The 10,828-nt window shown below is 32.7% G+C and carries 10 protein-coding genes; 1 reads left to right on the forward strand and 9 read right to left on the reverse strand.

Features of this window, described 5'->3' with window-relative positions:
- The 7 genes from RYL55_RS07305 to RYL55_RS07335 form a co-directional block, all read right to left on the reverse strand.
- Nucleotides 1-725: DUF554 domain-containing protein (locus tag RYL55_RS07305; protein WP_315008281.1), on the reverse strand; the 725-nt coding region annotated here is incomplete at its 3' end.
- Nucleotides 726-805: 80 nt separating this feature from the next.
- A complete protein-coding gene (locus tag RYL55_RS07310; RefSeq protein ID WP_315008282.1) occupies nucleotides 806-1,900 on the reverse strand; it encodes an ABC transporter permease in 1,095 nt (364 codons plus the stop codon).
- Nucleotides 1,900-3,069: an ABC transporter permease gene (locus tag RYL55_RS07315; protein WP_315008283.1), complete on the reverse strand. Its 1,170-nt coding sequence runs from the start codon at nucleotides 3,067-3,069 to the stop codon at nucleotides 1,900-1,902. Before RYL55_RS07315 ends, RYL55_RS07310 begins: the two co-directional genes overlap by 1 nt.
- Before the next feature lie 11 nt (nucleotides 3,070-3,080).
- Complete coding sequence (locus RYL55_RS07320) at nucleotides 3,081-4,019, reverse strand: ABC transporter ATP-binding protein (protein WP_315008284.1); 939 nt, start codon at nucleotides 4,017-4,019, stop codon at nucleotides 3,081-3,083.
- Nucleotides 4,020-4,296: 277 nt separating this feature from the next.
- Nucleotides 4,297-5,427: a PIN/TRAM domain-containing protein gene (locus RYL55_RS07325; RefSeq protein ID WP_315008290.1), complete on the reverse strand. Its 1,131-nt coding sequence runs from the start codon at nucleotides 5,425-5,427 to the stop codon at nucleotides 4,297-4,299.
- A 30-nt stretch (nucleotides 5,428-5,457) separates the two neighbouring features.
- The gene (gene radA / locus RYL55_RS07330; protein ID WP_315008285.1) at nucleotides 5,458-6,834 is read right to left on the reverse strand and encodes a DNA repair protein RadA; all 1,377 of its coding nucleotides are present in this window, start codon (nucleotides 6,832-6,834) and stop codon (nucleotides 5,458-5,460) included.
- 12 nt (nucleotides 6,835-6,846) lie between these two features.
- Nucleotides 6,847-7,410, reverse strand: coding sequence for a dUTP diphosphatase (locus tag RYL55_RS07335; protein WP_315008286.1), 564 nt, complete (start codon nucleotides 7,408-7,410; stop codon nucleotides 6,847-6,849).
- 237 nt (nucleotides 7,411-7,647) lie between these two features.
- Here RYL55_RS07335 and RYL55_RS07340 point away from each other — a divergent pair, with 237 nt between their 5' ends.
- A complete protein-coding gene (locus RYL55_RS07340; protein WP_315008287.1) occupies nucleotides 7,648-8,751 on the forward strand; it encodes a sn-glycerol-3-phosphate ABC transporter ATP-binding protein UgpC in 1,104 nt (367 codons plus the stop codon).
- Between the two features lie 45 nt (nucleotides 8,752-8,796).
- Here the strand turns inward: RYL55_RS07340 and RYL55_RS07345 are convergent, their stop codons facing one another.
- Both RYL55_RS07345 and RYL55_RS07350 read right to left on the reverse strand, forming a co-directional pair.
- Nucleotides 8,797-9,462: a TrkA family potassium uptake protein gene (locus tag RYL55_RS07345; RefSeq protein ID WP_315008288.1), complete on the reverse strand. Its 666-nt coding sequence runs from the start codon at nucleotides 9,460-9,462 to the stop codon at nucleotides 8,797-8,799.
- Nucleotides 9,463-9,477: 15 nt separating this feature from the next.
- On the reverse strand, nucleotides 9,478-10,828 hold a 1,351-nt coding region (locus RYL55_RS07350; RefSeq protein ID WP_315008289.1), incomplete at its 5' end, for a potassium transporter TrkG.

Consider the following 10,828-nt stretch of genomic DNA (forward strand, 5'->3'; position numbering starts at 1 on the left):
ATCAATGGTAAAATCCAATGAACCCATCCCCAACTTATCGGCATAATAAAGACCATTGCCGGAAGCATATCCGCTACTGGAAACATTTTTACTTTTGCAATTCTCATTCCTGTTGCTAACATAATTACTCCTCCACAGGCTCTAAAATCTGCTAACATAACAGGATCTGTTAAAGGAAAAATCTGTGCCCCAATTAAATACAATGAAAAGAAGATTGCAAATTGTGGTATCGCTACTAATGAAACAACATAACCAATATTACATGCAAAAATAGCTGCCGTAAAAAAGTCTAATATTGATTTTGCAATTAAAACGCTATGATCTCCCGTCATTCCTGAATCTAGTGAAGCATAAATACCCGTTCCACCAAAACAGAATAACACAATTACCGTTACTAACTGCGTTAAAAATTCTTCACGACTTAATCCATCATGATCTGAACCTATTAACTTTGTTACAGGTCGTTCTAATAATAATCCCAACTGGTTAATTCGATGTCCTAGTTTAAAAGACACCCCAACAATCGTCCCTAAAATCATTGCAAATATTACGGTTGAAATATTTTGTACTAACCCCATTGAAGTGATTCCCAATAACATAGATGATAATCCGAAAATTAAATTTAATTGAATTTTGATTTCAGATGGTACTTTATGTCCTGCAAATCCTCCAACAAATCCTCCTAATAAAATGGCAATTGAATCAACTATAATTCCTACTGGCATAAATTCTCCTTCGTTTCTAAATTTTGTCAATTCATCCTACCATTATTATAACTTCTATGCAATTGATATACTTTTTTATATTAATCGACATAAGTTTCTAAACGATAATTCCCTGCTGTAAAGAATACAAGTGCCATCACTAATACCATTGGAATACCTGGAAGTAATTCTTGACGATCAACGATTTGAACAAACCAATAAACTGGACTAAAGTGAGCCACCATATCGATAATCTCAGACTGAAATAGTTTTGGTGCCATTCCAAGTCCCGCAAGAAAGAGAGTACCGAAAACTCCTACTTGCTGAGCTATCATTGGATTTTTAAATATTCTAAATAAAAATAATCCTAGACTCAAACTATAAATAATCCCACTTGCCACTAATAAACAAACGTTAAACCAACTTGGAATACCGACATTCATCGTTCTATCCATAAAGAAAATGATCAATAGATTCGCAACAAATATCACTATAAAGTATGCACCCAAAAAGCTCTTTGTAATCCACGCATTAGAACGTGGCGCTAATAATGAACGTTTCAATACATAATTTTTCTTAAAAGTAATTAAGTCAAACGAAATAGAAGATGTATTAAACAAAATATAAAACATCACTAACAATAGTAATAACACATAGCTTACAGTTGTTGAGTTTTCTTCTTCAAAATGAACGAGTTGATTTTCACTTTGCTTGAATAATTCTCCCTTTTTTAATATGCCTTCTTTTTGAAGAGTTGTCTGGACTAATTGTTTTTGCAAGATTCCTTGCATATCTTGTTCTAATAAAACTTCTTTTTGTTTTTGACGACTATACACTTCCATCTGTATTTTTTGTCCATTTCCTAAAGATTGAACAAAATTTTTCGGAACAACATACACACTTCGAATATATCCTTTTTCCAAATCATTTAAGGCTTTTTCTTTATCCGTGTAAAAAACATTTTCAGAATATAAACTTTCTAATTCTTTTTGAAACTCTTCATTTCCTTCTTTCAATACAATCGCTAATGAAGGAGTTGAGGAAGAAGTTGTTGTATTGTTTTTATTTGTAGTCGATAATTGAATGAATACCATAAAAAGTGTCACTATTGTTGGAAGAATTACCATTTGACCTATCAATGCTGGACTCTTTACGATTCTTTTAATATGAAAGCCTATCCCTCTTAATAAATCCATCAGTATTCCTCCCTTCTTTGTAAACAACGAATTTGTAATTCCATAATTATTAAACTTACGATGATCATAACAATATAAATGATCATAAATTCTGCTACAGATTCTTGTTGCATCATACGAATGATTGGTTCAATCAATACTCTTCTAAATGGATTATCTCCAAACCAATGGAACATTGGACTCATTTTATCAAGTGGAATTGCCCCTGAAAAAAGAACAAATCCAAGTGAGATAATAGAAGAAACTAATCCTAACGTTTTCTCCGTAATAAATATACTTACAAATCCTGCTATCGATAATATTGCAAATAATTGAATCGCTAAAATTCCTGCAATCCCCAATAAATTGCCATTAAAAGTTGATGAATTAATGAGCTTCCAAATTCCTACATATAATAAAGCAAAAAGATAAAATTGAATAAAATTCGAAATCAATCCATATGTTTCTCTTTGGCGAACACTAAGTGGTAATAATTTCACTCGTTTATTTAGCCCACTTAATTCAGGCTTCACAGCACTTGCCACCACTGTTGAAAAAACCATAGCCAAAATCATCGTTAATTGCGCAGTAGAAAAATATTGCTCACCTGTCAGCATTCGACTCGTTTGATAATCATTTCGTTGATAGAGTTCTGTACTAAGAACCTCATTTGTTTTTTGAAGAATTTGCGTAGATACTACAGCTGCCGTTGCATCATCCACTTGTTTTTTATCCTTCACCAATTCCTTCAATTCTGCTTGTTCGAATAATTGACCAGTAATATTTTTCAAAATCATTTCATACGTCAATTGATCACTCGTCGAAACTTTTGATTTCTTTTGTACTTGAATTGGATTTGATTGCTGTCCCTCTGATACTATTTTGGAAAAATCTGTTGGAATAATAGCAATCAATTCTGCCTTTTCTTTATCAGTTGTAAGGGCGATAATTTCTCGTTCATGTAATTGTTCAAGCGTTTTTTGGACAATATTCCCTAGCACTTCTTGATCTTGATTTTCTACATATAATATAGTATCTACTTTATTCGGTTTACGTTCAATGATATTTTTCCCTGAAAAATTAATAAACAATCCTATTACTAAAGGCGCTAATACAATCATAAAAAACAGCATATGAAACTGTTTGAACATCATCTGAAGATTTGCTTTTAAAAAATACCAAAATTTCATATTACTCTCCTTTAATCTCGTAATGCTTTCCCTGTTAATTTCAAGAAAGCTTCCTCTAATGTTGTTTCATTGACTGAAACTTTTTTAATGACTAAGTGGTTTTCTTCTACTAAAGAAATAAATTTCATCATTGAGTAAATCGAACGATCCACAACTAAATTCATTTGACGATTTTCAATCGTTACTTCTTGAATTCCATTTTCACTATCTAGAACCACTTGCTCGAATCCTTGTGGAATACGATCCAGTACTACTTCAATAGAATACGTTAAACCTACTAATTCCTTCACATATTCTTTTGTTCCATACGCTACTTCTTCCCCAAGATCCATAATAAATACACGGTCACATAATGCTTCCACTTCTTCCATATAATGCGAAGTATATAAAATAGTAGTTCCTTGTTGATTTAAGGTTTCTAAAAAGTCAAAAATATGCTGTCTCGATTGTGGGTCAACACCAACCGTTGGCTCATCTAAAATCAAAAATTCTGGTTGATGTAAGAGCGCAATCCCAATATTCAATCGTCTCTTCATCCCACCTGAAAAAGTTTTTACCTTTTCTTTTTTCTTTTCTTCTAACCCAGTTACTGCTAGAATTTCTGCAATTCTCTCTTTTAACATATTCCCATATAAGCCATATAGTCCACCAAAATATGTTAAATTATCTACAGCATTTAATTCTTCAATAATTGCTAATTCTTGTGGAACAACTCCTAATTTTTGTCGAATCGTTAAGGCATCTTCTTTAATTGACATCCCATCAATCAAGATATCTCCTTGATCTGTTTTCTTTAATCCAGTAATGATATCAATCAGTGTTGATTTACCAGCACCATTAGGTCCTAATAAACCAAAACATTCCCCTTTCATAATTTCAAAAGATACTTGATTTAACACTTTTTTTTCATCAAATGATTTTGTAATAGATTTAATTTCAACGTATGCCATAGTTGTTCTCCTTTATATATTGATAGTTATTAATGTAAGAAAAGTTTATAAAAAACAAAAGTTAAGAGTATTCCTAATAGAATGATTACAATTTTTTCTTTTCCTTTTTGATAGGTCATCATACTCTCTCTTCCCTTCGCTTTATTGTAATCTTATTATACAAATTATTCCTACACTCGCCTACTGACTTTAGTCACTAACAAGAATGACTTTAGTCACTTTTTTGTATCAAAAAAAGTGAGAAAAAACATTTTTGTTTCTTCTCACTGTCTAAATTTTAGTCTTCTGGTTTATTCATTTTCTTTTGTGAATGAGCCGGTTTTGCAAAAATCATTCGACCTGCTGCTGTTTGTAATGCACTTGTTACAATAACGTCAATTTCTTGATTCATATAATACTGACCATCTTCGACTACAATCATTGTCCCATCATCCATATAAGCAACCCCTTGTTGTCTTTCGGTTCCTGCTTTGATGACTTGAATTTTCATCATTTCTCCAGGAATTACAACAGGTTTAATGGCATTTGCCAATGCATTAATATTGAAGACAGGAACATTTTGAAATTCACTGACTTTATTCAAATTATAATCATTCGTAATAATGACTCCATCAATCGCTTTAGCTAATCGAATTAACTTACGATCCACTTCAGTAATATCATCATAGTCTCCATCATATGTTTCAACAGGAACTTTCGATTCTTTTTGTAAAGCATTCAGAATATCTAATCCCCTACGTCCACGAACTCGTTTCACACTATCAGAACTATCCGCAATATATTGCAATTCATTCAGTACAAATACTGGAATGACTAATACCCCTTCTAAAAATCCAGTTTGCGCAATATCATAAATTCGTCCATCAATGATGACACTCGTATCCAAAATTTTATATTTATGGAAAGCATCATCCACTTTTCTTTCCAACACTTGAGGCTCTTCTACTTTTTTTCTTACTGAAATAATTTTCTGAAAATCACCCCTACGGCTCGTACCAATATAAAATCCTAAATAGCCAAATACAATACTCAATACTACAGGCGCAACTTGCGTAATAGCTGGAATCTGTAAATTCGTTAATGGTAAACTAATAAAAGAAGCCACTACTAACCCTAGTAATGTTCCTAGCAAACCAAATATAATATAACTAACTGAAAATTGATTGACTACTTTTTCTAAACGTTTAAATCCTGCCATGATAGGTTTTGTTAATAATAAAGAAATAAAAAAGAAAATAATTGCACCAATCAATGCACTACACACAGCAGAATTTAACCATTCATTTGAGATTCCTATTAAATCCCACAATGCTGGTAAATAGGTCACACCTAAACTGCCTCCTAAAATCACAAATATGAGGATCATCATCCGTTTGGCAAAAAGCTGACCTTTTACAGATAAATCCATTTTACTCACCTTCCTTATCTAATGAATTTATTAAAATGCTTTTTGAATGGCTTCTTTCACAGAGGAAACTCCAACAACTTCAATTCCCTTTGGAAATTCCCATCCATCAATATTATTTTTCGGAATAAAAATTCGTTTAAACCCTAATTTTTGTGCTTCTTTGACACGATCACTAATACGATTTACACGACGAATTTCTCCCGTTAATCCAATTTCTCCTACAAAACAATCATCTACAACTGTTCCCTGTTCTTTATAACTTGAAACAATACTCATCGCAATTGCTAAATCAATCGCAGGTTCATTTAATTTCAAGCCTCCTGTAGATTTGAAATAAGCATCTTGATTTTGTAGCAATAATCCGGCTCTTTTTTCTAAGACTGCCATTAGTAGAGCTACACGATTATAATCCAATCCACTCGTTGTTCTTCTAGCATTTCCAAAAATTGCTGGAGATAATAAACATTGAACTTCTGCTAAGATTGGACGAGTTCCTTCTAACGACACAACAATTGCAGATCCTGTTGCCCCTTTTAATCGTTCCTCTAAGAACACTTCTGACGGATTGATAACTTCTTTTAATCCATCTTGCATCATTTCGAATACACCAATTTCATTCGTTGAGCCAAAACGATTTTTTACCGAACGTAAAATTCTAAAACTATGGTGTTTTTCCCCTTCAAAATACAATACCGTATCCACCATATGCTCCAACATTCTAGGACCTGCCAACGCTCCTTCTTTTGTTACATGTCCTACAATAAAAATCGCAATTTGATTTAACTTCGCTAATTTCATCAATGTGGCAGTTGATTCTCTTACTTGAGAAACACTTCCTGCAATTCCTGTTGCTTGCGGATGCGCCATTGTTTGAATCGAATCTATAATAACATAGTCTGGCTTTATTTGTTCGACTTGTGTTACCACAGCTTGTAAATCTGTTTCGGGATAAATGTAAAATCCATCTGCTTGCATTCCTAAACGTTCTGCACGCATTTTTACTTGTGCAGCACTTTCCTCACCTGAAACGTATAAAACACTGCCACCTGCTTTTTGTAATTGACTCGATACTTGTAATAACAAAGTAGACTTCCCAATTCCAGGGTCTCCACCAATTAATACAAGCGAACCAGGAACTACTCCACCACCTAATACTCGATCTAATTCTTGCATTGAAGTTTCTACACGTTTGACACGTTCATAGGCAACTTGATCAATACGAAGTGGTTTTGCTCGATTTTCTTCTTCAGAATGACTCACTAAAGATTGTTTTTTAGTACTACTTGTCGTAACTTCCTTATATTCTTCCATCGTACTCCATTGTCCACAATTTGGACATTTCCCTAAATATCTAGGAGAAACATACCCACATTCTGAACATAGATAGCTAACGGTTGCTTTTGCCATAAAAACTCCTTTCTAGCGAACGCCTGATGAACCAAATCCACCTGTTCTCTCATTCGCTTCTTGTTCATCATCTTCATCTGCTTTCAAGAATGAATGGAAAATTCCTTGACCGATACGATCACCTTTTTGGATTTCCTTATCAAATAATCCAAAGTTCAATAATTGGAAATAAATATGTCCTTCATTTCCTTCATTATTATAGTAATCACTATCCACAACTCCTACCCCATTTGGTAATACTAAGAAGTGTTTTAATGGATTACTAGAACGGTTTGCTAATTGTAAATATTCATCTTCTTGCATATACGCTTTAATTCCTGTAGGAACTAAAATCGGTTTTAATACTTTTTGTTCTTTTTCTAATTCAGCTTCCACTACTTCTCTATCGCTACGATATACCCATTGTTTTAATTGAACGGCACAATATTTAAAAATCATCTTCCAAATACTTGGTAACACAATTGTTTCTGCTGCTTCAAAATCATATCCTGCTGAATGTTTTGTGGAACGTTTTGGGATATTAATCCCTTTATCTTGATAACTTGATATAATTTCAAATCCACGTTTTCTTTCCATTTTATCACCTTTTCTTATTATACTATTCTACTCTATCATAACATTGAAAGGGTAAAATTACACTAGAAGATTTCCTAATTTAAACAAATTTCAATATATCATCTATGTGTTATTCCTATTTCTAGGCAAGTTGCACAAAAAATAAACAAAATTTTTAGTCATACAGACTGTAGGCTTTGAAAGCTTTTTCAAGTATAATTACATTATCCAATAAATAGAACAAAAGGGGATTATAAAATGGTACAAATGGAATTAAATCATATTCACAAAAAATATGACAATGCTGATTTTTATTCAGTAACAGACTTTAACTTACATATCAAAGATCGCGAATTTATCGTATTCGTAGGACCTTCTGGATGTGGTAAATCTACAACTTTACGTATGATTGCTGGTTTAGAAGATATTTCTGAAGGTGAATTAAAAATCGGCGATACTGTTATGAACGATGTTGCTCCTAAAGATCGTGACATTGCAATGGTATTCCAAAACTATGCGTTATATCCACATATGAGTGTTTATGATAACATGGCATTCGGATTAAAATTACGTAAATATGACAAAGCTGAAATTGACAAACGTGTTAAAAATGCAGCAGAAATCTTAGGATTATCTCAATACTTAGAACGTAAACCAGCCGCTTTATCAGGTGGACAACGTCAACGTGTAGCTTTAGGCCGTGCAATCGTTCGTGATGCTAAAGTATTCTTAATGGACGAACCTCTATCAAACTTAGATGCTAAATTACGTGTTGCCATGCGTGCAGAAATCGCTAAATTACACCGTCGTTTAGAAACAACTACTATTTATGTAACACACGACCAAACAGAAGCGATGACAATGGCTGACCGTATCGTTATTATGAAAGACGGTATCGTTCAACAAATTGGTACTCCTCAAGAAGTATACAATACTCCAAACAATGTATTCGTCGCTGGATTCATTGGATCACCAGCAATGAACTTCTTCAGAGTAACATTACAAGATGGCGTTATTTCAAACGGTAAAGGATTATCTTTACAATTACCATTAGCGAAACAAAATCTATTAGAAGAAAAAGGATACAATGGTAAAGAATTAATCTTCGGTATTCGTCCAGAAGATATTAAAGGTTCGCAAATCGTTTTAGAAACATATCCTTCATCTTCTGTAAAAGCTGAAGTTGTTGTATCAGAATTATTAGGTGCTGAAACAATGTTATATACTAAAGTAGATGACACTGAATTCGTATCTAAAGTGGATGCTCGTGACTTCCACAACCCAGGAGAAATGGTTGATTTAGCATTTGACTTAAATAAATCACACTTCTTCGATGCTGAAACTGAAACAGTTATCCGTTAATGCAAACGAAAAAAGAAAGCTCCCTTTTTAGAGAGCTTTCTTTTTTTAATCTTCATTCAAAAAATCAGCATTTTCTAGTCGCTTACTATCGATAATGGCTACTAGCATCACTTGTTCTTGAATTTCATAATCAGCACTTAATTGTGTATTTAAAGGAGAGTTTTCTTTTGTACGATATCCAATTAAGTTTAAGTCATATTGTTGACGTAAATGTAAATTTTTTAATGCTTTTCCTACCCATGATAATGGTGGATAAAATTCTACTAAGGAAATATTTTCATCTAATGCAATAACATCTGCTAGTTTATGATGGAGAATATTTTTTGCAACACGTATGCCTGTTTCTTTTTCAGGAGTGATAATTCTAGTTGCTCCCATTTTCATGAGGATTTCTGTTGAAGTTTTACTTTTTGCTTTTGCTACAATTTTTGGCACTCCTAATTTACTACAATGCATCACTGCTAAAATACTTGCTTCTAAATTACTTCCTGTTGCGACCACTACAACTTCACAATCACTAATACCGATTTCTTCTAGTACATGAATATCTGTAATATCCGCAATAACCCCTTTTGTCACATAAGGTTCTAAGCGATTCACATTCTCTTCTTGACTATCTACTGCAATAATATCACAGTCATATTGGCTTAATTGCTTAGCAATGGTTGTACCAAATAAGCCTAATCCTAAGATTCCTACTGTTTTTGTCATATATATTCCTACTTTCTATCCAATTAATAATGGAGCTTTCGCATATTTTATCGGTAACCCTTGTTTATTACGATTTGAAAAACTTAATAAAACTGTTAATGGTCCAATTCTTCCGATAAACATCAATAACATAATAATAATTTGTCCGAACATCGATAGAGTCGGTGTTAAATTAGCCGTTACTCCTACTGTACACATAGCAGATATCGTTTCAAATAATGTATATAATAATGGAGCCTGTGGATCCGTAATACTTAATAAAAATACACTACTTAATGTTAATACGGTAAAGATTATAAAAATCATTAATGATTTTCGAGCCATTTCATAGGAAATTGTATGATGTCTAAAATTAATGGACTTTTTCTCATAAATTTCAGAACGAATAAATAATAACACCACTAAAACGGTTGTTGTTTTTACACCACCTGCTGTTCCTCCAGGAGAGCCTCCAATAAACATTTGAATACAATAGAGTAATAAAGTAGATGGATTTGCCTTGGTATAATCAATACTTGCAAATCCTGCTGTTCTCATTGTCACAGTTTGGAAAAAGCTCACTAATAATTTTTCTCCGAAATTCAAATTTCCAATTGTATCAGGATTGCTCCACTCTGTTATCAATGTTAAGAAAGTTCCTGCTACCAAAATTCCGATCGTTAATAAAATAACTACTTTCGTATGATAATGTAATCGTTGATAAAATGATTTATGATGTTTATTTTGAAGCGAACGACGATAACAAGAAAGAGAATTTTTCACATCAAACCATACTGCAAAACCAATTCCTCCTAATATAATCAATGTCGCTATAACGATTGATAATAAAGGATCTGTTGCATAATCAATTAAACTATTACTTCCTAAATTATCAAATCCCGCATTACAAAAAGCTGAAATTGCAAAGAAAATCGCTGTAAATATTCCCTTACCAACTCCTAACATTGGAATAAAACGATAAGAAAGAACAATAGCAGCTATGCCCTCAATCAATATCGTATATTTAAAAATCGTTCTCAAATAATCTTTAAAATCCTTTGTATCATCACGATTTAAACTATCTTGTAAAGCTAATCTATCTGTTAAAGATAATTTCTTACCAAAATCATATAAGAAAAAGGCAATCATACTCATTAAACCAAGCCCACCAATTTGCATTAAGAACATACAAATGATTTGACCAAATGTATTATAAGTAGAAGCGACCGGTTGAGTAAATAATCCCGTTACACAAACCATCGAAACAGTTGTAAACAAATGATCAAAATAAGTTGCCTGTGATGTCTCTAATTGTGAGATAGGTAAGTTTAGTAATAAAGAACCCACTAAAATGACAATAGCAAAACTAGCTGCTATTCTTTTAGGA

Origin of the sequence: uncultured Granulicatella sp. (assembly GCF_963515615.1) — a bacterium.
Classification (GTDB): Bacteria; Bacillota; Bacilli; order Lactobacillales; family Aerococcaceae; genus Granulicatella.

Excerpts from the sequence above, each read along its gene's own strand:
- RYL55_RS07310 (WP_315008282.1), bottom strand. The coding sequence starts at position 1,900 with ATGGATTTATTAAGAGGGATAGGCTTTCATATTAAAAGAATCGTAAAG.
- RYL55_RS07315 (WP_315008283.1), bottom strand. The coding sequence starts at position 3,069 with ATGAAATTTTGGTATTTTTTAAAAGCAAATCTTCAGATGATGTTCAAA.
- RYL55_RS07320 (WP_315008284.1), bottom strand. The coding sequence starts at position 4,019 with ATGGCATACGTTGAAATTAAATCTATTACAAAATCATTTGATGAAAAA.
- RYL55_RS07325 (WP_315008290.1), bottom strand. The coding sequence starts at position 5,427 with ATGGATTTATCTGTAAAAGGTCAGCTTTTTGCCAAACGGATGATGATC.
- radA (WP_315008285.1), bottom strand. The coding sequence starts at position 6,834 with ATGGCAAAAGCAACCGTTAGCTATCTATGTTCAGAATGTGGGTATGTT.
- RYL55_RS07335 (WP_315008286.1), bottom strand. The coding sequence starts at position 7,410 with ATGGAAAGAAAACGTGGATTTGAAATTATATCAAGTTATCAAGATAAA.
- RYL55_RS07340 (WP_315008287.1), top strand. The coding sequence starts at position 7,648 with ATGGTACAAATGGAATTAAATCATATTCACAAAAAATATGACAATGCT.
- RYL55_RS07345 (WP_315008288.1), bottom strand. The coding sequence starts at position 9,462 with ATGACAAAAACAGTAGGAATCTTAGGATTAGGCTTATTTGGTACAACC.